This window comes from Roseovarius sp. PS-C2 (genome assembly GCF_018862045.1).
Taxonomy (GTDB): Bacteria; Pseudomonadota; Alphaproteobacteria; order Rhodobacterales; family Rhodobacteraceae; genus Roseovarius.
This window is the reverse complement of record NZ_JAHKSQ010000002.1, coordinates 193,548-215,460: the sequence shown is the minus strand read 5'-3', so window position 1 is coordinate 215,460 and position 21,913 is coordinate 193,548. Positions and strand designations below refer to the sequence as shown.

Sequence of the window (21,913 nt, the reverse complement as noted above, 5' to 3'; positions counted from 1 at the left end):
CTTCTCGATTAATGCCGGGTCACGCTGGCCGGTTCGGGAAACGCCCGCTCCTGCCGCAGCCCCGCCTGATACAGGTACAACCCCGCCTGCCGGGCCGCCTCGGTCATCGGCAACAATAACGGCCCGTCCACCAGCAGGGATGCGATCAGCATCGCGTCTTCACGCTCTCCCGTGGCGGCGACCATGACGAAATGCGCGATAATCGCCTCGTCCGAGTCCACACAACCACAGCGCGCCCCGTGGCGGATCATCGGCCTGCGGCCATGGCGCAACACGATGGTCATCACATCGCCCAGGGCCCGCAAACAGGCCCGCGCCTTGACCGGGCCAAGGGCTGGAGTCAGCAGGGTCATCACGGCCTCGGGGCCATCGCTCCAGCCGCGCAGGCACCGCACCACCAGCGCCTCGGCGTCGAGCAGACGGTCCATGGCAGCCACCGGAAAAGCCCCCACCATTTCGCGATCGTGTTTCATTTCGTCAGGATCAGCTTGCCGGCGCGGGTAATGCGCAACGTGTAAATCTTGCCATCCAACACGATGCTGGCCGTTGTCCCACCCTTGGTCAGGTCGCGGGCGTCATGGCAGGTGGGATCGGGCAGCAACTCGGGTTGCGCCGAGGTCTGGGCACGGATCATCGGCCCACCTCCACGCGATCCAGCAATACCTCGAGCCAGTAGTCGCTGGTCACGCCCCCCTGAAAGGCGGTCGCCATGATCTCCTTGCGCCATTGCGCACGTTCAGCCGCACTATCGCGTGGCGGCGGTGAATGGAAAGAATCGAAAAGAACCATGCCAATGCTCCATGTCTCTGGACAGATAAGGGTGCCGGCTGGCCCGGAAGGGGTGGCTGGGCGAGTCAAAGCTGACAAAATTACTCAGCATTGTCAATTCCGATTCTTTTACTAAGACTTGTGGACGGCAGATTTCCCCTTCGCACCCCCATCCTTGTCTGGCCATGCCGGGCCGCTCTGCCCTATACTGAAGCGAATGGAACCCGGCCCAGCAACAGAAAGGCCAGCATGACCCTTCACACGCGGAGGCAGATGCCGATCACCTTGCGAATGCGCAGCAAGACCGACCTGCGCACACAATTCGCGGCGTTGTGCTATCGCATCCGCAAGGACAAGCCCGAGATCCTGCTGGTCACCACGCGCAACTCGGGTCGCTGGATCATCCCCAAAGGCTGGCCGATGACCGGCAAAACCCCCGGCGAATGCGCCCTGATCGAAGCCTGGGAAGAGGCCGGCGTTCAGGGGAAACACTCCGACCAGTGTATCGGCATGTTTTCCTACACCAAGCTCACCGATCCCGATCAGCCCCTGCCCTGTATCGGGCTGGTGTTCCCGGTCCGGGTCAAATCGCTGGCCAAATCCTATCCCGAGATCGGGCAGCGCAATCGAAAATGGCTGCGCCCGAAAAAGGCCGCCGCACGCGTCACCGAACCGGAACTTGCTGAAATCCTGCGGCATTTCGATCCCCGGCACCTCACGCGCAAATGACGGCCTGCATCTTGACGTTGACGGTTCAGGACATAATTTCGGACGATATATTTCTGGTACACGCATGATTCAGTTTTCCCTCAAATGTAACCAGGGCCATCGCTTCGACAGCTGGTTTCAGTCCTCTGCCGCCTTCGAGAAACTGCAGGCTGCAGGAATGATTTCCTGCGCGGTCTGCGGCTCGACGCAGGTCGAAAAAGGCATCATGGCCCCGCGCGTGGCCGACAGCCGCTCGAAGGCGGACAAGACCGAGCAGCTGCCCGAACAGGATCGCCCGCTCAGCGCCCCGGCCAATCCCGCCGAGCAGGCCCTCGCCGAAATGCGCAAGCAGATCGAAAAGAACTCCGAATATGTCGGCACCAACTTCGCCAGCGAGGCCCGTCGCATGCACAGCGGCGAGTCACCCGAACGCTCGATTCACGGCGAAGCCAAACCCGACGAGGCCCGCAAGCTGATCGAGGACGGCGTGCCCATCACCCCCCTTCCGTTCATGCCGGGCCGCAAATCCAACTGAGTCCCGAAAGGATACCGCCCATGCATATCGTGATCACCGGAGCCAATCGCGGCATCGGACAGGCCCTTCTGACGCGCTATCGCGCGGCGGGCCATGACGTGACCGGCACCTCCCGCAGCACCGATGGCGACCTTGCCGCGCTCGATGTCACCGACCCGGGCAGCGTCGCCGCCTTCGCCCGGCAGCTTGACGGGCGGGCGGTCGATCTTCTGATCTGCAATGCCGGCGTTTATGCCGACAAGGGCCACAGCCTGCCCGATGGCTACCCCGCGCAGATGTGGGCCGATACCTTTGCCACCAACGTGACAGGCGTGTTCCTGACCGTTCAGGCGCTGCTGCCCAATCTCAGGGCGGCTCGGGAAGGAAAGGTGGCGATCATTTCCAGCACCATGGCCAGCGATGAACTGGCACCGGGCGGCAGCTATATCTACCGCTCGTCCAAGGCGGCGGTGCTGAACCTCGGGCGCAACCTGGCGGTCGATCTCAAACCCGACGGCATCGCCGTGGGCATCTATCACCCCGGCTGGGTGCGTACCGATATGGGCGGGGACGCCGCCGACATCTCGGTGGACGAGGCCGCCGATGGCCTGGTCGCCCGGTTCGACGCGCTTGGCCCCGCCACCACCGGCTGTTTCCAGACATGGGACGGGCACGACCACCCGTTTTGATCTGCACCGCACGAAACCGCATGTCAGGACGGCCGAGCGGCATTGTCGCTCTTGCCCTCGCCCGCAACCCCGCGTAAACCGCCTGCGATTGCTGACAGGGACGCAGATATGCCCGTTCTCGTGATGAAATTCGGCGGCACCTCCGTCGCCACGCCTGACCGCATCCGCCGCGCCGCCAAACGCGTGGGCGTCGAGGTGGCCAAGGGCTATGACGTGATCGTCATCGTTTCGGCCATGTCCGGCGAAACCAACAAGCTGGTGGGGTACGTCAGCGAAACCTCGCCGCTCTACGATGCGCGCGAGTACGACGCCATCGTCAGTTCGGGCGAAAACGTCACAGCGGGGCTGATGGCGTTGACCCTGCAGGAAATGGACGTGCCGGCGCGCAGTTGGCAGGGCTGGCAGGTGCCGGTGAAAACCACCTCGACCCATTCCGCCGCCCGGATCGAGGAAATTCCCACCGACAACATCAACGCCAAGTTCGGCGAAGGCATGCGCGTCGCTGTCGTGGCGGGCTTCCAGGGCATCAGCCCCGAAGGCCGGATCACCACGCTTGGCCGGGGCGGGTCGGACACCACCGCCGTCGCCTTTGCCGCCGCTTTCGATGCCGAACGCTGCGACATCTACACCGATGTGGACGGCGTCTATACCACCGATCCGCGCATTTCCGGCAAGGCGCGCAAACTGGACCGCATCGCCTTCGAGGAAATGCTGGAACTGGCCTCGCTCGGGGCCAAGGTACTGCAAACCCGTTCCGTGGAACTGGCCATGCGCTATAATGTCAAACTGCGCGTGCTCAGCAGTTTCGAGGAACAGTCAGACGACGCAGGCACGCTGGTCTGCGCCGAGGAGGAAATCATGGAATCAAATGTCGTCAGCGGCATCGCCTATTCGCGCGACGAGGCGAAGATGACCCTCATCTCGGTCGCCGACCGCCCCGGAATCGCCGCCGCCATCTTCGGCCCGCTGTCCGATGCGGGCGTCAACGTGGACATGATCGTGCAGAACATCGCCGAAGAGGGCCGCACCGACATGACCTTTTCCTGCCCCACCGATCAGGTGCTGCGCGCCGAAAAGGCCCTTGCGGACGCCAAAGCGCGTGGCGACATCAACTATCACGATCTGGTCGCCGACACCAACGTGGCCAAGGTCTCTGCCGTGGGTATCGGCATGCGCAGCCAGTCGGGCGTCGCCGCCAAGATGTTCAAGACGCTCAGCGATGAAGGCGTGAACATCAAGGTCATTGCAACCTCCGAGATCAAAATTTCCGTCCTGATCGACCGGAAATACATGGAACTTGCCGTGCAGGCACTGCATGATGCCTTCGAATTGGACAAAGCGGCCTGAACACGGCACCTTTTGCCGGAACGAATAAGGGGCCAGATACACCGCAACGCCCCGGGGACGGCACATTGCAATGACGCAGGACTTCGAGACCGACAGCCGCCAGATGCTGGGCCGCCTTCGCGCCGTCATGGCCGAAGACGCCGCCGGCCAGCAACGGCTGGACAGAATCACGACACTGATCGCCGAGGAAATGCGCACCGAGGTGTGCTCGATCTACCTGTTTCGCGACGAGGACACGCTGGAACTCTGCGCCACCGAGGGCCTGAATCCCGGCGCGGTCCACGAAACCCGCATGAAACTGGGCGAGGGCCTCGTGGGCCGCGTGGCCCGCACCGGCAAGATCATCAACACCGATGACGCCCCCGGCACGCGCGGCTTCCGCTACATGCCCGAAACCGGGGAAGAGGCCTATTCGGCCTTTCTCGGGGTGCCGATCCAGCGGCTTGGCGAAATGCTGGGCGTTCTGGTGGTGCAATCCAAGGACGCCCGCTCCTATTCCGACGACGAGATATATGCCCTCGAAGTCGTCGCCATGGTCATCGCCGAAATGGCCGAACTGGGGGCCTTCGTCGGCGAAGGCGCGGCGATGTCCGCACGCCACCAGCAACCCGTGCTGTTTCGCGGCACCGGCGGGCAGGAAGGCGCGGCGCAGGGCCATGTCTGGCTGCACGAACCGCGCGTCGTGGTCACCAACCCCATTGCCGACGATCCGCATCGCGAACTGGAACGCCTGCGCGAATCCGTGGACGAGTTGCGCATCGGCGTGGACCGGATGCTGTCGAACGCGGCAAGCGGCGACAAGGATCAGTTGCAGGTTCTCGAAGCCTACCGGATGTTCGCCAACTCCAAGGGCTGGCTGCGCCGGATGGAAGAAGACATCAGCCGCGGCCTCTCCGCCGAGGCCGCCGTCGAAAAGGAACAATCCACCGCCCGCGCCCGCATGGGGCAGGTCAGCGATGCCTACCTGCGCGACCGCCTGCACGATCTCGACGACCTCAGCAATCGGCTGCTGCGCATCCTGACCGGACAGGGCACCCTGACCGGCGCCGACATGCCCGCCGACCCGATCCTGATCGCGCGCAATATCGGCCCCGCCGAATTGCTGGATTATGGCCGCGCGCTCAAGGGCATCGTGCTCGAGGAAGGCTCGGTCGGCAGCCACGCCGCCATTGTCGCTCGCGCGCTGGCCATTCCGCTGGTCATCCATGCCTCGCGGATCACCACCGAGGCGCTCAATGGCGACCATATCCTTGTCGATGGCGATCAGGGCGCGGTGCACCTGCGCCCCGACGATACCGTGGTCAGCGCCTTTCGTGACAAGATGGCGATGCAGGCGCAGGCGCAGGAACGCTATGCCTCGATCCGCGAAAAACCCGCCGAAACCCTGTGCGGTCAGCGCATCACGCTCAAGATGAACGCCGGCCTGATGGCCGACCTGCCCAGTCTCAAAAGCTCGGGGGCCGAAGGCGTGGGCCTGTTCCGCACGGAATTGCAGTTCCTGATCCGCAATCACATGCCCAAGCGCGCCGAGCTGAGCGAGCTTTACGCCCGCGTCATGGACGCCGCCGGGGATATGCGCGTGGTGTTCCGCACGCTCGACATCGGTTCGGACAAGGTTCTGCCCTACATGAAGGCCGTGGACGAGCCTAACCCAGCCCTTGGCTGGCGCGCCGTGCGTGTGGGCCTGGATAAACCCGGCGTCATGCGCATGCAGCTTCAGGCGCTGATCCGCGCCGCGGCGGGCCGGTCGCTGACCATCATGTTCCCCTTCGTCGCGCAGCGCGAGGAATTCACCGCCGCCCGCGCCGAGATGGACAAGGCGCTCGAACGTGAACGCATCCTCGGCCACCCGCTGCCCGAAAACCTCGAAGTGGGCGCAATGCTGGAAACGCCGTCGCTGGCCTTCGCGCCGGACAGTTTTTATCGCGAGGTCGATTTCCTCTCGATTGGCGGCAACGACCTGAAACAGTTCTTCTTTGCCGCCGACCGCGAAAACGAACTGGTGCGCCGCCGCTATGACACGCTGAATGTCAGCTTCCTGAGCTTCCTTGAGAGTATCGTGCAACGCTGCGCAACCACCGATACCCGGCTCAGCTTCTGCGGCGAGGATGCGGGCCGCCCGGTCGAAGCCGCCTGCCTGGCGGCCATCGGAATTCGCTCCCTGTCGATGCGCCCCGCCTCGATCGGGCCGGTGAAATCCATCCTGCGTCGCACCGACCTGACCGAATTGCGCACCGTCATCGACGACGCCAGCACGCGCGGCGACCAGTCCGTGCGCCCCGCCGTGATGGAGTACCTGCGCGGCAAGCTGTAACTTCGGGACCAGCCAATCCGTTTCGGCGTTTCGTACGAAACAGGGGGGCTTTTGTACGAAAGTCATCGCGCGCCCTGTTAATCCGGCCGTTTTCCGACATCCGCACCGACACGATACCGACGTCATACCGACGCGATGCCGATTGCGGTTTTCCTTGTTAACCAAAGGCTTACAGCCGATTCGCCCGGATCAGCCCCGGCGCGGCGTTCCCCGCCCGATCCGTTTACGGAAATCCTCGACCAGATCGGCATAGTCCCGGTCCGCCTCGATCGCCAAGCGCCGCAGCCCGAAATGCACATGCGCCATCTGCTGATAGTAGCTGGTATAGGCGTAATTCGTCGCCGCCCCCGCCGCTGCACCCAATACAGGCACCGTCTGCGCCGCCAGTTTCTGGCCCAGCACAGTGGCCAGCCGCGGGGCCACCCGCGCAATCAGCCCATTGACCGTCGCCCCGGTCACCGCGACCCGCGTGCTGAGAAAGGCAATGTCGGCCCCGTCATCGTGCTCCAGCGGTCCGGCAGCGGCGAAGACCTGCACGCAGTCGAATCTAACCCCTTGTTCCTGTGGCGAAAATCCATGCTCAATCGCCACGTCCTGTATGGCGCGCAGCAAGACGGTTGTGGTCACCGGCAGCTCGGCCATGGCCGTGGGCAACCCGCCCCAGCCACCTGCCGCCCCCATCGCCGTGGTCACGGCACGGGTCATCCAGCCGGGGCTCTCCCCCACCACCCCGCGCGAGCGATGCGCCACCTCCATCGCATTGACCAGCGCCTGCTCGGTCGCCTCATTCAATCGGCCCCGGATCGCTGCAGGCAAGCGATCCAATAGCCCTTCGGCCCGCCCGCCGATCAGGTTGAGCAATTGAATCCCGGCATTTGACGCCCGCGCATGACGTGCGGCCAAGGCATCCAGCCGCGCCGACACCTCACTGGCATCTATTTGATTTTCAATGATTTCCACGCCACGCCCTCCAATCGGCCACCTCTACAGAAGATCGTGTGACGCCCGGCTGATTTCAAGCGATGCGCGTAACCTTGCCAGCAACCCCTTGCCACGCATCCGGCGTCAACGCGATTCCCAGCACACGGTCAGGGTTGGTGGGCGGCGGCATCTCGATCCCATCCAGCCGCCGGAACCCGAACCGCCCGTAATACGGCGCATCCCCGACCAGCAGTACCCTGTCCCATCCCTGCCGGGCCGCCAGGTCAAGGCTTTCACGGATCAACCAGCCGCCCAACCCCTCACCCTGCCGGGTGGGGTGAACGGCCACCGGCCCCAGCAACAGCGCCTGAACGGCGCCGATCCGAACCGGCCAGAACCGGATTGCCCCGGCAAGAATCCCGTCACCATCGCGCGCCACAAGGCTGAGGCCCCGCACCGGCGGCACCCCGTCACGCAAACGGTAGGACGACAAGGCCTCCCGCCCCGGCGCAAAGCACAGATCGTACAGCGCCTCGACCTCCCACCAGTCCTCTTCTGTTTCGGGGCGCAACTCGAACACCCTGCAACTCCTTGCAAAATCGGCTGGAATTGCGCGTAGCACGACGCTAGGTCTTGCACAAACCCGGAAAACAAAGAGGCGCGCGATGTTTTACAAACCGCAGGACGGTCACGGATTACCGCATAACCCATTCAACGCAATCGTCACGCCACGCCCCATCGGCTGGATCTCGACCCGTGGCGCGGATGGCCGGGACAATCTGGCGCCCTATTCGTTTTTCAACGCCGTCGCCTATGTGCCTCCACAGGTCATGTTCGCCTCGACCGGGGCAAAAGAAGATCGCGGCGACACCAAGGACAGCGTTGCCAACATCCGCGAAACCGGCGTGTTCTGCGTCAACATCGTGGAATACGCGATGTGCGACGCCATGAACCAAAGCTCGGGCCCCTGGGACAAAGGGACAGATGAATTCGAAAAGGCCGGGCTGACCAAGGCCGAATGCGAAACCATCGCCTGCGCCCGCGTCGCCGCCGCCCCGGCCAACCTCGAATGCAAACTGACGCAGATCGTGCAACTGCCCGGTGAGGCGAATTTCACGGTTTTCGGCGAAGTCACCGGCGTCCATATGCGCGACGATTGCCTGAAGGACGGCAGGTTCGACGTGTTGTCCTTCAACCCGCTGTCGCGGATGGGATATCGGGACTACACCGTCGTGCGCGAAGCCTTCAGCCTGAAGCGGCCGGGCGAATAGACCGGCCGATTCATGATATTTTCATAGAAACAATGTTCAGTTGCGCGGAACTGCCCCGGAAAACCCTGCGCTCCGCACGCGATTCAGCGCCGTTTGCAGGTCCGATTGGGTGCGGAAGGGCCCGGTGCGGATCACTGTATAGGTCGCGCCATCGCGGGTGACCTTGGACAAACGCGCTGGCAATCCGCGGTTCGCAATCCGCTCGGCTGCACGGCGGGCATGCACGGGATCGGCAAAGGCGCCGACATGTACATAACGGTGGCTGGCAGCCTGCGGCACGGTTGCCGCAGCCGCCGAGCGGGTCGAGATTACCGCTTGTGCCGCGTCGGCCTTGTGCTTGACCGGCTGGGCCTTCACGCGGCGTTCAGAGCGAACGACACGCACCGGATCGGACACCACCTGCCCTCGGGTCGAGATGGTGACGCCCGCCGCGCGTTGTTCTTCGAAACTGGTGTAAGGGTAGCGCAAACCGGGATATTTATACGTTATATCGCGCCCGGTCGTTCTGTTGATCAGATACCGTGGCACCGTACTGGACCAGGCAACCTCCATCTGCGCCTTGCCTTCCAGCGTCTGATGCGCGCGATAGGGATTCAGGCGGTCGTCGCCCCATACTTTCTTGTAGCCTTGGGGAATATAGGTCCCTCGGGCCTTTTGCTGTTCCTCATAGACATGGCGCGGGACAACCCGAACCTGTTGCCGCGCCATTGGGGCCGAGCGCGGCACCGTGGCATAGCTGCGCGGAGAGGTATAATGCGGTGCCGTATATACCGGCGTCGCCGAAGTAGCCGCACTCTGACGGATCAACCGGACAGGGCGGGTGCTGACACCGGAACCGCCGCCACCCTGAACATATGTCACATGCGGTGCGGCCTGCGGCCCACAACGCACATCGCCGCTTCCCATATACCGGTTGGACACGGCGGACCCACCCTGACAGGCAGAGGCCCCTGTCGTTTCGGCAGGAACGACCCGAACGGTCCTTGCTGGCGTTTTCACGGTTTTGGTGGATGCCGCCACAGTCGGCGCCGGTTTCACGACCCGAACCTTGCGCGCCGGAGCCGTTTGCACCCTGGTATCCCGCACGGTTTTGGCCGCCGTCGGTTTGGGTGTCGATTGCGCCTGCGCGACAGGTTTCTTGCGAACGGTCTGGACGGTCGGCGCGGTGGTTTTGGCCGTCCTGGCAGGGGCCAGCGTCGGCTGGAAGCCGCAAAGCACCTTGCGCGACCGCGACACGCGGGGCACCCACGACACGTTTCCGTCGATCCCGGCCCGGATGAACACGCATCCGTTGCTGTCGACATATTGCCGCCCAGTATACGATGCCGGTGGAAATTCAGCGGGAACCTGCTTATCGGCCAAGGTCTGGGCCTGACCGAACCCGATACCGTAAGAGGCCGCGATCACCGCAATCGCCAGAACTCTTTTCACTCTCATACTTGCCCCCTGAGACAGTCGGGGGCAGAGTGCCTGATTTGTGCCAGCGAGTAAACAGTTTATCGCCTATTTAGTGCCATACATGCGGTCACCCGCATCCCCTAGTCCTGGCAGGATATATCCATGCTCGTTCAGACGCTCGTCCAGGGCGGCCGTGACGATGGGAACATCGGGGTGCGCCTCCTTCATCCGCGCGACCCCTTCGGGCGCGGCCAGAAGACACAGAAAGCGGATATGTTTTGCCCCCGATTGCTTGAGCAGGTCGATCGCCGCAGCCGAAGAATTGCCCGTGGCCAGCATCGGATCGACGACGATCACCATGCGCTCGTCCAGATGGTCCGGCACCTTGTAGTAATATTGCACGGGTTTGAGCGTTTTCTCATCCCGATAAAGCCCGACAAACCCGACCCGCGCCGAGGGGATCAGTTCCAGCATGCCATCCAACAGCCCGTTCCCCGCTCGCAGGATCGAGATCAGCGCCAGCTTGCGCCCGGCCAGAACAGGTGCATCCATTTCCTGCAACGGGGTGTCGATACGGCGCGTGGTCATTTCCAGCTCGTAAGTGACCTCATATGCCAGCAACTGACTGATCTCGCGCAGGAGCTGACGAAACACCGCCGTCGACGTCGCCTTTTCTCGCATGATGGTCAGCTTGTGCTGCACAAGCGGATGGGTGACGACGGTCAGATGCTGTTTCATCGGCGGGTACCTTTCTGGCGCGTGCTGCGTTCCTGTCCTGTCATCTCAGAAAGCGGGCGCAAGGGCAACGGTCATACGCCTTTCCGTACCGGCAGGAAACTGCGTCCGGGCCCTTGTGCGGGCACCCCCAGATGCGCCGCGACCCTGGCCCCGACATCGGCAAAGCGCACCTTTCCGATCTCGCCCGCACCATATCCGGCCACCAGAACCGGAACGCGTTCACGCGTGTGATCCGTACCGGGCCATGTGGGATCGTTGCCGTGATCGGCCGTCAGCAGCATCAGGTCGTCTTTCCTCAACCGCGGCAAGAGCACACCGATCTGGCGGTCGAACCACTCCAGAGCCTTCGCATAGCCCTCGACATCCCGACGATGGCCATAAAGGCTGTCGAACTCGACAAAGTTGGCGAAGGTCAGGCTGCCCTCCTCCGCATGTTCCACCGCCCCGAACAGATGTTCCATAAGCTCGGCATCCGCGCCCTTTGCAACATCGTCAATTCCCTGCATCGAGAAAATATCGCCAATCTTGCCAATGGCATGCACCCTGCGCCCGGCACCTTGCACCCAGTCGCATAAGGTCGGTTCAGGCGGCGGGACGGCGAAATCCCGGCGGTTGGCGGTGCGGACAAAACCGCTTTCGGCATCTCCGGTAAAGGGCCGGGCAATCACGCGGCCCACCCGCATCCGGTGCAGAACCGGCGCCACCGTGCGGCAGAGGTCCAAAAGACGCTCCAGCCCGAAAACCTGTTCATGCGCCGCAATCTGAAACACGCTGTCAGCCGAGGTATAGCAGATCGGCCAACCGCTGCGCAGATGCTCAGGGCCAAGCCGTGCGATGATCTCGGTGCCCGAGGCGTGGCAATTGCCAAGGATACCCGCCACACCGGCGGCCTGCATGACGGCCCTGACCACATCCTCGGGAAAGGCCGGTATCGTATCGGGAAAATAATGCCACTCCCAAGGCACGGGCACCCCCGCCAGTTCCCAATGCCCCGAGGGCGTGTCCTTGCCCTTCGAGACTTCGGTGGCACACCCCCACAAGCCCTGCGGCATACTCCCGAACCCCGGCGCATCAAGCCCCGAGGCCAGCCTGATTGCCGCCCCCAGCCCCAGCCCGTCCAGAACCGGCATATGCAACCCATGCGGACAGGATTGTGCGATATGACCCACGGTATTCGCGCCGGTATCGGGCTTTCCGCTATTGAAAAACTCCCCGGCATCCGGCGCCCCGCCGATGCCGACTGAATCCATCACAACCAGAAACGCACGGGGCATCAGCCCAGCCTTTCGTGGATCAGTGATCGTATTTCGGGATTTTCTTCGGTGATCGTAATCGCCGCCAACAGACGCTCAGCCGCCCTGTCGGCCTGCTCGGGGCGGGCGGCATGGATGCGCAGCAACGGCTCGCCCGCCTCGACCTGCGTTCCGAGCGGCACAACCCTGTCCAACCCGACGGCGGGATCGACGCGGTCACTTTCAACCTGCCGCCCGCCACCGAGACCGATTACCGCCAGCCCCATAGCTTCTCCATCCATCGCGGCGACATGGCCGGCACGCGGGGCTGGCAAATCGCGGATCACCGTGGCCTCGGGCAACAAGCGTGCCCAGTCCTCGACAAAGCGCGTGGGCCCATCCATGGCCGCCACCATCCGGCCAAAATGTTCAGCAGCGCGACCATCGGAAAGAACCGAGGCAATCCGGGCCTTCCCCTCCTCCGCCGTTGCGACCGCCTCGCCCAGAAACAACGCCTGACCGCCAAGTTCGATGCTGAGATCGGCGAGCGGGCCAGCCGCCTGCCCCGTCAACACGCGCATCGCCTCGGGCACCTCAAGCGCATTGCCAAGCGCCGGGGCCAGCGGTTGGTTCATATCGGTGATCATGGCGCTTGTCCTGCACCCTGCGGCATTGGCCACATCCACCAGCGCCGCAGCCAATGCCCGCGCATCTTGCCTGTGCTTCATGAACGCGCCCGAGCCTGTTTTGACATCCAGAACAAGCCCTTGCAGCCCCGCCGCCAGCTTCTTGGACAGGATCGAAGCGGTGATCAGGTCGAGACTTTCCACCGTCGCCGTCACGTCGCGCACCGCGTAAAGCCGCCGGTCCGCCGGGGCCATATGGGCACTGGCGCTGACAATCGCGCAGCCCGCCTGCGAAACCACATGCCGAAAACGCGCCTCGTCCAGATCGACCATGAGTCCAGGGATCGCTTCCATCTTGTCGAGCGTACCGCCGGTATGCCCCAAGCCCCGGCCCGAGATCATCGGCACGTACGCCCCGCAGGCGGCAAGGGCGGGAGCCAGCACCAGACTGACGCAATCGCCCACACCGCCCGTCGAATGCTTGTCGATCACCGGGCCGTCGCACTCCCAGTGCAGAACCGTTCCGCTGTCGCGCATGGCCAGTGTCAGCGCGACACGCCCCTCTTCTCCCAAACCGTTCAACAAAACCGCCATGGCAAAGGCCCCGGCCTGTGCATCGCTGACATGGCCATCGGCCAATCCCCGAGCGAACCATGTCAATTCGTCCGGCGCGGGTGTGTGGCGATCACGAACCCTGGCGATGATCATGCGCGCATCCATCTCTCAGCCCCGCGGCAAGCTGATCGAGGCGAAGGCACCGGGCAGCAGCTCTTCCAGCGTCGCGGTAATCTGCCGACCGTTCACCGCCGCCATGATCACCGGCAAATCCGGGTTTCCGAATTCCGCAAGTCGCTGGCGGCAGCCCCCGCAAGGCCGGACGGGTTCGGGACTGTCCGCAATGATTGCCACTTCGGTCAGCACCGTTTCTCCTGCGGCGATCATGGCGGCAACGGCCCCCGCCTCGGCACAGGTGCCCTCGGGATAAGACGCGTTTTCGACATTGCACCCGACATAGATTTCCCCCGAGGCAGCACGCACCGCCGCCCCCACCTTGAACCCAGAATACGGTGCATGGGCATTGTCACGCACAGCGCGGGCATGCTCGATCAATGTCATTGACTGTTCCCTGCTTCATCCGCGGCGAAACCGCAAACCGGGTTTAACATTGCGTCTGGCGACCGCAGGATGCAAGCTGTCCATATATCGCCACGCAGGCGGGATTGCGCGTGCCAAAAAATAGTTTAACACTAAACTAAATGCTGCGAGGGAGGATTTCCATGACCGACAGCCACAAGGACAGCCTGCGTCAGGCGGCTTTGACCTACCATGAGTATCCCAAACCCGGCAAACTGGAAATCCGCGCCACCAAGCCGCTCGCCAACGGTCGCGATCTGGCGCGGGCCTATTCCCCCGGCGTGGCCGAGGCCTGCCTCGAGATCAAGGACGATGCCGCAAACGCCAGCCGCTACACCGCGCGCAGCAATCTTGTGGCCGTGGTCACCAACGGATCGGCGGTGCTGGGGCTGGGAAATATCGGTGCGCTAGCCTCCAAACCGGTGATGGAAGGCAAGGCAGTTCTGTTCAAGAAATTCGCCGATATCGACTGTTTCGATCTGGAAGTGGACGAAAAAGACCCCGAGAAACTGGCCGATATCGTTTGCGCCCTCGGACCGACCTTTGGCGCGATCAATCTGGAAGACATCAAGGCCCCCGACTGTTTCATCGTCGAGAAGCTTTGCCGTGAACGCATGGATATTCCCGTCTTTCACGACGATCAGCACGGCACGGCCATCGTTGTGGGCGCGGCCGCCACCAATGCGCTGCATGTGGCAGGGAAGAAATTCGAGGATATCAAGATCGTCAGCACAGGCGGCGGGGCGGCGGGTATCGCCTGTCTGAACCTGCTGTTGAAATTGGGCGTCAAACGCGAAAACATCTGGCTGTGCGACATTCACGGGCTGGTCTACAAGGGCCGCGCCGAGGACATGAACCCGCAGAAAGAGGCATTCGCGCAGGACACGAACCTGCGTACACTCGACGATGTGATCGAAGGGGCGGACATGTTCCTTGGCCTCTCGGGCCCCAAGGTTCTGAAACCCGTGCATGTGAAAAAGATGACCGACCGGCCCATCGTTTTCGCTCTGGCAAATCCCACCCCTGAAATCATGCCCGACGAGGCGCGCAGCGCCGCCCCCAACGCCATCATCGCCACCGGACGCAGCGATTTTCCCAATCAGGTGAACAACGTACTGTGTTTTCCCTTCATCTTTCGGGGCGCACTGGATGTAGGCGCGACAGAAATCAATGATGCCATGCAGATCGCCTGCGTGGACGGCATCGCCGAGCTGGCGCGCGCCACCACCAGCGCCGAGGCTGCTGCGGCCTATCAGGGCGAACAGTTGAATTTCGGAGCCGACTACCTGATCCCAAAACCGTTCGATCCGCGCCTGTCGGGCATCGTCTCGACCGCCGTTGCCCGCGCCGCGATGGAGTCGGGCGTCGCCACACGCCCGATAGAAGACCTGCGCGCCTACAAGGCCAATCTGGACGCCAGCGTTTTCAAATCCGCCCTGCTGATGCGCCCGGTGTTCGAGGCCGCCGCGACCGCCTCGCGCCGGATCGTCTTTGCCGAAGGCGAGGACGAGCGCGTGCTGCGCGCCGCGCAGGCCATTCTGGAGGAAACCACCGAACACCCTATCCTGATCGGGCGGCCTTCGGTGATCGACCGCCGCTGCGAGCGCCTGGGGCTGGAAATCCGGCCCGGTCGCGATTTCAACGTCGTGAACCCCGAGGACGACCCCCGCTATCGCGACTATTGGGGCAGCTATCACGACCTGATGAAGCGCCGGGGCGTCACGCCCGATCTGGCCAAGGCCATCATGCGCACCAACACCACCGCAATCGGCGCGGTCATGGTGCATCGCGGCGAGGCCGACAGCCTGATTTGCGGGACATTCGGCGAGTACCGCTGGCACCTGAACTATGTCACGCAGGTTCTGGGCAATCACGAATTCCGCCCGCATGGCGCACTTTCCCTGATGATCCTGGAAGATGGGCCCCTGTTCATTGCCGATACACATGTGCATTCTCTGCCCACGCCCGAACAGCTGGCCGAGGTCGCCATCGGCGCGGCCCGCCACGTGCGCCGGTTCGGGATCGAACCGAATGTCGCTTTCTGCTCTCAATCGCAATTCGGCAATCAGGCCGAAGGGTCGGGGAAACGGCTTCGGGCCGCGCTGGAAATTCTCGACGCCAAAGCGCGCGATTTTGCCTATGAAGGCGAAATGAATGTCGATGCGGCGCTAGACCCCGAGCTGCGCGGGCGGCTTTTGCCCGACAACCGAATGCAGGGGACAGCCAATATCCTGATCTTTGCCCATGCCGATGCGGCCTCGGGCGTGCGAAATATCCTCAAGATGAAGGCCGGCGGGCTCGAAGTGGGGCCGATCCTGATGGGAATGGGCAACCGCGCCCATGTGGTGACTCAGGGCATCACCGCGCGCGGCTTGCTGAACATGGCAGCCATCGCGGGAACTCCGGTTGCCCATTACGGGTGAGTCGACGGAACATGGCGAATCTGGCTCGGGCGTAATGACATGACTTTGCAGCGGGGAAGTTTGCAAATTTGCAGAACTCGCTCACTTTTTCAAAAAGCCTCCTCTTAATTGGGGGTTTGCAAAAATTTGCAAGCCTGTTTCGCCGTTTCCTGCAAATCTCCTGCGGTAATCTGTCCTGCAATGCGCCAACTCTCTTGCCGCAGCCCGATCCCGTCCGTAACACAACTGCACAAGACCGGAGGAGGATACCATGGCATACGAGGACATCTACGAAGGCTGGAAGCAGGACCCCGAAAGCTTCTGGATGGAACAGGCCCGGGCGATTGATTGGGACACCGCCCCCGGCAAAGCTCTGTTCGACAAGGGCGACGATCTGTACGAGTGGTTCTCCGACGGCATGGTCAATACCTGCTATAACGCCGTGGACCGCCACGTCGAAGCCGGTCATGGCGCACGCACGGCGATCATCCATGACAGCCCGATCACCGGCATCAAGCAAAAGATCAGTTACGCCCAACTGCGCTCACGCGTGGCGCGTCTGGCCGGGGCCTTGCGGGCCAAGGGGATCGAAAAGGGAGACAGGGTCATCATCTACATGCCGATGGTTCCCGAAGCGCTTGAGGCGATGCTGGCCTGCGCGCGGCTTGGCGCGATCCACTCGGTGGTCTTTGGCGGGTTCGCCGCGCACGAACTGGCCGTGCGCCTCGACGACGCCAAGCCCAAGGCGATCATCGCCGCCTCTTGCGGATTGGAACCGGGCCGCGTGGTGCACTACAAACCGCTGCTGGACGGTGCAATCGACCAGGCCACACACAAACCCGATTTCTGCGTGATCTTCCAAAGGGAAGAGGAGGTCGCCCACCTGGAAGAAGGCCGCGACGTTGACTGGCACGCCTTCCAGTACGGTGTCGAGATGGCCGATTGCGTTCCCGTCGAAGGCAACCATCCGGCCTATATTCTGTACACCTCCGGCACCACCGGCGCGCCCAAGGGCGTCGTTCGCCACACGGGCGGACATCTGGTGGCTCTGAACTGGACGATGAAGAACATCTACAATGTCGATCCGGGCGATGTGTTCTGGGCCGCATCGGATGTGGGGTGGGTCGTGGGGCATTCCTATATCTGCTATGCGCCGCTGATTCACGGCAACACCACCATCGTGTTCGAGGGCAAACCGGTGGGCACGCCCGATGCGGGCACGTTCTGGCGCGTGATTTCCGAGCACAACGTGCGCAGCTTCTTCACCGCGCCCACGGCCTTCCGCGCGATCAAGCGCGACGATCCCAAGGGCGAGTTGATCAAGGATTACGACATCTCATGCCTGCGCGCGCTGTATCTGGCGGGCGAGCGCGCCGACCCCGACACCATCGAGTGGGCGCGCGATATCATGGGCGTTCCCGTCTATGACCACTGGTGGCAAACCGAAACCGGCTGGACCATCGCAGGCAACCCGGCAGGGATCGAGGCGCTGCCGGTCAAGACCGGTTCACCGACCGTGGCGATGCCTGGCTATGACGTGCAAATCCTGGACGAGGCCGGCCATGAAATGCCTGCGGGGGAACTCGGTGCGATTGCCGTGAAACTCCCCCTGCCCCCCGGCACCCTGCCGACGCTCTGGAACGCCGAGGACCGGTTCCGCAAATCCTATCTGGACACCTTCCCCGGCTATTATGAAACCGGCGATGCGGGGATGAAGGACGAAGACGGCTATCTGTGGATCATGGCGCGCACCGATGACGTGATCAATGTCGCGGGCCATCGCCTGTCCACCGGCGGCATGGAAGAAGTTCTGGCAGCCCATCCCGACGTGGCCGAATGCGCCGTGATCGGCGTATCGGACGAACTGAAAGGGCAGTTGCCGGTTGGCTTCCTGTGCCTGACCAAGGGTGTGAACCGCGACCATGCGGAAATCGTCAAGGAATGCGTCACCATGGTGCGCGACCAGATCGGCCCTGTGGCGGCCTTCAAGCTGGCCGTTGTGGTGGATCGTCTGCCCAAGACGCGTTCGGGCAAGATCCTGCGCGCTATCATGGTCAAGATCGCGGACAGCGCGGACTTCAAGATGCCGGCCACCATCGACGATCCTGTAATCCTTGATGAAATCAGGGACGCGCTGCAAACCATCGGGTATGCCAAGACCTGACACAGGGCAAATTGGAAGGGGTGCGCCGATAGCGCGCCCCGCCTTACACGAATTGTTCGCGCAGCAAGCGTTCTTCCAGGCCGTGGCCGGGATCGAACAGGATGCGATGCTCCACTTCGGATTCCGAGCAGATTTCGACCCACAGCACATTTTCTACCCAGATACTGTCGGCATCCGCCATGACCGGGCGTTTGGCAGGGTTGATCACGTCAAAGCGCACATGAGCGCTTTTGGGCAGCAATGCGCCCCGCCAGCGGCGCGGGCGGAATGCGGCGACCGCCGTCAGCGCCAGAACATCCGACCCGATCGGCAGAATCGGCCCGTGGGCAGAGTAGTTATAGGCCGTCGACCCGGCGGGTGTGGACACAAGCGCACCATCGCAAATCAACTCCTCAAGACGCAAACGCCCGTCTATGGTGATCCGCAGCTTGGCCGCCTGGGGCCCGGCGCGCAACAACGACACCTCGTTGATCGCCAACGCCTCGTGCATTGTGCCGTCAGCGCATTTTGCCTTCATTGACAAGGGGTTGATCACCTCTTCCTCGGCAGCGGCCAGACGTTCACGCAGATCTGTTTCGGAATATTCGTTCATCAAAAAACCGACGGTGCCGCGATTCATGCCATAGACAGGGGCGGTCAAATCCTGAGTTCCGTGCAGGGTTTGCAACATGAACCCGTCCCCGCCAAGCGCCACGATCACGTCGGCCTCGGCCTCGGGGACATTGCCGTAACGCCCGATCAGCGCCGCCCTGGCCGTCTGGGCCGACGGCGCATCACTGGCAACAAAGGCGATCTTTCTGTCCATCTGTGCAGCGTCCCGTTTCCAAAGCGCGTCTCGTGGGTCGGATCGAACCACATTTCCACCTGTTGCGCCAGTAATGCCGGTACGACAAGCTCATTTGTCGCTTTAAAACCTTCCAAGCCCGCAGAGTTTCCGATAGGAAATCATCAAAGTCACACGGACGGAGTTGCCGCAATGCCTCATGATGGAAACCAGCCCTTTGTCTCCGAAGGGTTCTTTACCGAATCCCTTGCCACACGCGATCCAGAGATCGCCGAGGCCATCGGCCTGGAGCTTGGCCGCCAACGCGACGAGATCGAACTGATCGCCAGTGAAAACATCGTCTCGGCCGCCGTGATGGAAGCCCAGGGCAGCGTAATGACCAACAAATACGCCGAGGGCTATCCCGGCCGGCGGTATTATGGCGGCTGCCAATTCGTTGATATTGCAGAAAACCTTGCCATCGAACGCGCCTGCAAGCTGTTCGACTGCGAGTTCGCCAACGTACAGCCCAACTCGGGCAGCCAGGCCAATCAGGGCGTATTCACCGCGCTGATCAAACCCGGCGATACCATCCTGGGCATGAGCCTCGATGCGGGTGGTCATCTGACGCACGGCGCTGCGCCCAACCAGTCGGGCAAGTGGTTCAATGCCGTGCAATACGGTGTGCGCAAGCAGGACAACCTGATCGACTACGATCAGGTCGAAGCGCTGGCCAAGGAACATAACCCCAAGCTGATCATTGCGGGCGGTTCGGCCATCCCGCGCCAGATCGACTTTGCCCGTATGCGCGAAATCGCCGACATGGTCGGGGCTTACCTGCATGTGGACATGGCGCATTTCGCCGGTCTGGTCGCTGCGGGCGAACATCCCTCGCCTTTCCCGCATGCGCATGTGGCCACGACGACCACGCACAAGACCTTGCGCGGCCCGCGGGGCGGCATGATCCTGACCAATGACGAGGCGATTGCCAAAAAGATCAACTCGGCCATCTTCCCCGGCATTCAGGGCGGCCCGCTGATGCATGTGATCGCCGGCAAGGCCGTGGCCTTTGGCGAGGCGCTGCGCCCCGAATTCAAGTCGTATATTCAACAGGTTGTGAAGAACGCGCAGGCGCTGAGCGATCAGTTGATCAAGGGCGGGCTGGATACCGTGACCCACGGCACCGACACCCATGTGCTGCTGGTCGACCTGCGGCCCAAGGGCGTCAAGGGCAACGCCACCGAAAAGGCGCTTGGCCGGGCGCATATCACCTGCAACAAGAACGGCGTGCCGTTCGACCCTGAAAAGCCGACCGTCACCAGCGGTATCCGTCTGGGTTCGCCCGCAGGAACGACGCGCGGATTCGGCGAGGCCGAGTTCCGCCAGATTGCCGACTGGATCGTCGAAGTGGTCGACGGGCTGGCCGCGAATGGCGAAGAGGGCAACAGCGAGGTCGAGGAAAAGGTGAAAGGCGAAGTCGCGGAACTGTGCAAGCGCTTCCCGCTGTACCCGAACCTTTAAGCCCCTGTTTCAAAAGTAAATTAATGCCCCGCGCGGTTCATCTGCGCGGGGCTTTTTCATGGCAGAGCACGGGATGGTAAGGTGGTGTTAACCTGTTGCCTCCAGATTGGCTGCAATCAGATCGCACCGCGCCACCACAGAAAGGCCAGGATCACGGCGCCCAGCAGGATCAGGTTCAACACGACACTACCCAGAACCGACAGGACCGCATCCTTGCGCCGTTCCTTCGGGTCGATGTCCTTGAGCGTATCGCGCAGCACGGTCATGTCCCGGTCAAGCGCGGCCTGATTGACCAGCCTCGCCAGTTTGGGATGCGCCAGTTTGGTCTGGGCGGATGTGATCCGGCGGCCCGCATTGCGCGCATAGCGCGGCAAGCGCCGCCCGGCCCGGCGCAGTTTCACCGCAAGGCTACGCCCGCGCGTGCCAAGACGGTCGCGCAAGAGCTGCTCCAGCTCGGTGACAGGGTCGGATAGTCTCTGTGGGTCGATCATCAATGCCTCCGGAAGATGCAGCATACCCCGCGGACGCAGCTCGCTCAACAGGGCTGGCGCAAGGGCTTTGTCCCGGTTATCAACGGCTTATGCTGAACCTTATTGAACATGGCACAAAGACCGACCGGCCCGGATTGTTGATCGTTCACGGGCTTTACGGCTCGGCGCGAAACTGGGGCGTGATCGCGAAACGGCTGTCCGACGCGCGGCAGGTGGTCGCCGTGGACATGCGAAACCACGGGCTAAGTCCTTGGTATGATACACATTCCTACCCGGACCTTGCCGATGATCTGGCCAGGGTTTTACAAAATCTTGACGGGCCGTTCGATGTGCTGGGGCACTCGATGGGGGGGAAGGCGTCGATGGTGTTGGCGCTGACGCGGCCCGAACTGGTGAATCGCCTGATCGTGGCAGATATTGCGCCTGTGTCCTATACCCACACCCAGATACAGTATATCGAGGCGATGAAAGCTGTCGATTTGTCGGCTATCGAAAAGCGTTCGGACGTGGCGGAGCAGTTGGAGAGGCTTGTCGACGATCCGACCCTGATCAGTTTTTTCACTCAATCTCTTGATATAAAAGAGAAAAAATGGCGCCTGAACTTGGATGTTCTGGCCGCCGAGATGCCGAAAATCCTGTCGTTTCCCGATATGACCGGCAAACACTATGACGGCCCTGCCCTGTTCCTTTCGGGGGCGGACTCGGATTACGTAAAGCGGGAATATCGCAATGACATCAAATCGCTATTCCCCAAGGCGCAGTTCGCGAAAATCCCCGGTGCGGGGCATTGGCTGCATGCCGAGAAACCCCGCGAATTCGAGGCCGCGATCCGCACCTGGCTGGGCTGAGTTTCGTACGAAACGTACGAAGTGTACGCGCGTTTCGTACGAAAATCGCCACTCCAGCGGACAG

22 protein-coding genes are annotated in these 21,913 nt (G+C 62.5%); 10 read left to right on the top strand and 12 right to left on the bottom strand.

The annotated features are described in order from the left end of the window. Positions 1–8: 8 nt before the first annotated feature. The 3 genes from KPG71_RS04400 to KPG71_RS04390 are packed head-to-tail and all read right to left on the bottom strand — an operon-like array spanning position 9 to position 789. Complete coding sequence (locus KPG71_RS04400; RefSeq protein ID WP_216336923.1) at positions 9–473, bottom strand: hypothetical protein; 465 nt, start codon at positions 471–473, stop codon at positions 9–11. Continuing rightward, complete coding sequence (hemP, locus tag KPG71_RS04395; protein ID WP_073034744.1) at positions 470–634, bottom strand: hemin uptake protein HemP; 165 nt, start codon at positions 632–634, stop codon at positions 470–472. The genes KPG71_RS04400 and hemP overlap by 4 nt, the downstream gene beginning before the upstream one ends. Continuing rightward, the gene (locus tag KPG71_RS04390) at positions 631–789 is read right to left on the bottom strand and encodes a hypothetical protein (RefSeq protein ID WP_216336922.1); all 159 of its coding nucleotides are present in this window, start codon (positions 787–789) and stop codon (positions 631–633) included. The genes hemP and KPG71_RS04390 overlap by 4 nt, the downstream gene beginning before the upstream one ends. 228 nt (positions 790–1,017) lie before the next feature. On the opposite strand from KPG71_RS04390, the gene KPG71_RS04385 reads away from it, so the two are divergent. The 5 genes from KPG71_RS04385 (at position 1,018) to ptsP (ending at position 6,340) form a co-directional block, all read left to right on the top strand. Beyond that, complete coding sequence (locus KPG71_RS04385; protein ID WP_216336921.1) at positions 1,018–1,497, top strand: NUDIX hydrolase; 480 nt, start codon at positions 1,018–1,020, stop codon at positions 1,495–1,497. A gap of 64 nt (positions 1,498–1,561) precedes the next feature. Then, entirely contained in the window at positions 1,562–2,011 is a 450-nt protein-coding gene (locus tag KPG71_RS04380) for a DUF1178 family protein (RefSeq protein ID WP_216336920.1), read from the top strand. Between the two features lie 20 nt (positions 2,012–2,031). After that, the gene (locus KPG71_RS04375; RefSeq protein WP_216336919.1) at positions 2,032–2,679 is read left to right on the top strand and encodes an SDR family oxidoreductase; all 648 of its coding nucleotides are present in this window, start codon (positions 2,032–2,034) and stop codon (positions 2,677–2,679) included. Between the two features lie 108 nt (positions 2,680–2,787). Further along, positions 2,788–4,026: an aspartate kinase gene (locus KPG71_RS04370; RefSeq protein ID WP_216336918.1), complete on the top strand. Its 1,239-nt coding sequence runs from the start codon at positions 2,788–2,790 to the stop codon at positions 4,024–4,026. 70 nt (positions 4,027–4,096) lie between these two features. After that, complete coding sequence (gene ptsP / locus KPG71_RS04365) at positions 4,097–6,340, top strand: phosphoenolpyruvate--protein phosphotransferase (RefSeq protein WP_216336917.1); 2,244 nt, start codon at positions 4,097–4,099, stop codon at positions 6,338–6,340. A 189-nt stretch (positions 6,341–6,529) separates the two neighbouring features. On the opposite strand, the gene KPG71_RS04360 is transcribed toward ptsP, so the two are convergent. Then, on the bottom strand, positions 6,530–7,300 hold the full coding sequence (locus KPG71_RS04360) for an EcsC family protein (protein WP_216336916.1): 771 nt from the start codon (positions 7,298–7,300) through the stop codon (positions 6,530–6,532). A gap of 55 nt (positions 7,301–7,355) precedes the next feature. Continuing rightward, complete coding sequence (locus tag KPG71_RS04355) at positions 7,356–7,841, bottom strand: GNAT family N-acetyltransferase (protein WP_216336915.1); 486 nt, start codon at positions 7,839–7,841, stop codon at positions 7,356–7,358. An 85-nt stretch (positions 7,842–7,926) separates the two neighbouring features. Between KPG71_RS04355 and KPG71_RS04350 the strand changes: the two genes are divergently transcribed. Next, positions 7,927–8,532 (top strand): flavin reductase family protein, encoded by a 606-nt coding sequence (locus KPG71_RS04350; RefSeq protein ID WP_216336914.1) that lies wholly within the window; start codon positions 7,927–7,929, stop codon positions 8,530–8,532. Positions 8,533–8,568: 36 nt separating this feature from the next. On the opposite strand, the gene KPG71_RS04345 is transcribed toward KPG71_RS04350, so the two are convergent. The 5 genes from KPG71_RS04345 to KPG71_RS04325 all read right to left on the bottom strand — a co-directional run bounded on the left by KPG71_RS04345 (position 8,569) and on the right by KPG71_RS04325 (position 13,642). Continuing rightward, positions 8,569–9,969 (bottom strand): SPOR domain-containing protein, encoded by a 1,401-nt coding sequence (locus KPG71_RS04345; protein WP_216336913.1) that lies wholly within the window; start codon positions 9,967–9,969, stop codon positions 8,569–8,571. 66 nt (positions 9,970–10,035) lie between these two features. Beyond that, a complete protein-coding gene (gene upp, locus KPG71_RS04340; protein WP_216336912.1) occupies positions 10,036–10,668 on the bottom strand; it encodes a uracil phosphoribosyltransferase in 633 nt (210 codons plus the stop codon). Between the two features lie 71 nt (positions 10,669–10,739). After that, positions 10,740–11,942: a phosphopentomutase gene (locus tag KPG71_RS04335; protein ID WP_216336911.1), complete on the bottom strand. Its 1,203-nt coding sequence runs from the start codon at positions 11,940–11,942 to the stop codon at positions 10,740–10,742. After that, complete coding sequence (locus KPG71_RS04330) at positions 11,942–13,246, bottom strand: thymidine phosphorylase (protein WP_216336910.1); 1,305 nt, start codon at positions 13,244–13,246, stop codon at positions 11,942–11,944. Before KPG71_RS04330 ends, KPG71_RS04335 begins: the two co-directional genes overlap by 1 nt. Positions 13,247–13,249: 3 nt before the next feature. Continuing rightward, the gene (locus tag KPG71_RS04325) at positions 13,250–13,642 is read right to left on the bottom strand and encodes a cytidine deaminase (RefSeq protein ID WP_216336909.1); all 393 of its coding nucleotides are present in this window, start codon (positions 13,640–13,642) and stop codon (positions 13,250–13,252) included. Between the two features lie 161 nt (positions 13,643–13,803). On the opposite strand from KPG71_RS04325, the gene KPG71_RS04320 reads away from it, so the two are divergent. Beyond that, the gene (locus tag KPG71_RS04320) at positions 13,804–16,083 is read left to right on the top strand and encodes an NADP-dependent malic enzyme (RefSeq protein WP_216336908.1); all 2,280 of its coding nucleotides are present in this window, start codon (positions 13,804–13,806) and stop codon (positions 16,081–16,083) included. Between the two features lie 250 nt (positions 16,084–16,333). Next, entirely contained in the window at positions 16,334–18,226 is a 1,893-nt protein-coding gene (gene prpE, locus KPG71_RS04315) for a propionate-CoA ligase PrpE (RefSeq protein ID WP_216336907.1), read from the top strand. A gap of 43 nt (positions 18,227–18,269) precedes the next feature. On the opposite strand, the gene KPG71_RS04310 is transcribed toward prpE, so the two are convergent. Next, positions 18,270–19,031 (bottom strand): NAD kinase, encoded by a 762-nt coding sequence (locus KPG71_RS04310; protein ID WP_216336906.1) that lies wholly within the window; start codon positions 19,029–19,031, stop codon positions 18,270–18,272. Positions 19,032–19,202: 171 nt separating this feature from the next. Between KPG71_RS04310 and glyA the strand changes: the two genes are divergently transcribed. Further along, the gene (gene glyA, locus KPG71_RS04305) at positions 19,203–20,510 is read left to right on the top strand and encodes a serine hydroxymethyltransferase (RefSeq protein WP_216336905.1); all 1,308 of its coding nucleotides are present in this window, start codon (positions 19,203–19,205) and stop codon (positions 20,508–20,510) included. Positions 20,511–20,626: 116 nt separating this feature from the next. Here glyA and KPG71_RS04300 read toward each other — a convergent pair whose 3' ends face one another. Continuing rightward, positions 20,627–21,025 (bottom strand): hypothetical protein, encoded by a 399-nt coding sequence (locus KPG71_RS04300; RefSeq protein ID WP_216336904.1) that lies wholly within the window; start codon positions 21,023–21,025, stop codon positions 20,627–20,629. 65 nt (positions 21,026–21,090) lie between these two features. Between KPG71_RS04300 and KPG71_RS04295 the strand changes: the two genes are divergently transcribed. Continuing rightward, positions 21,091–21,849 (top strand): alpha/beta fold hydrolase, encoded by a 759-nt coding sequence (locus tag KPG71_RS04295; protein ID WP_216336903.1) that lies wholly within the window; start codon positions 21,091–21,093, stop codon positions 21,847–21,849. Positions 21,850–21,913: the final 64 nt, after the last annotated feature.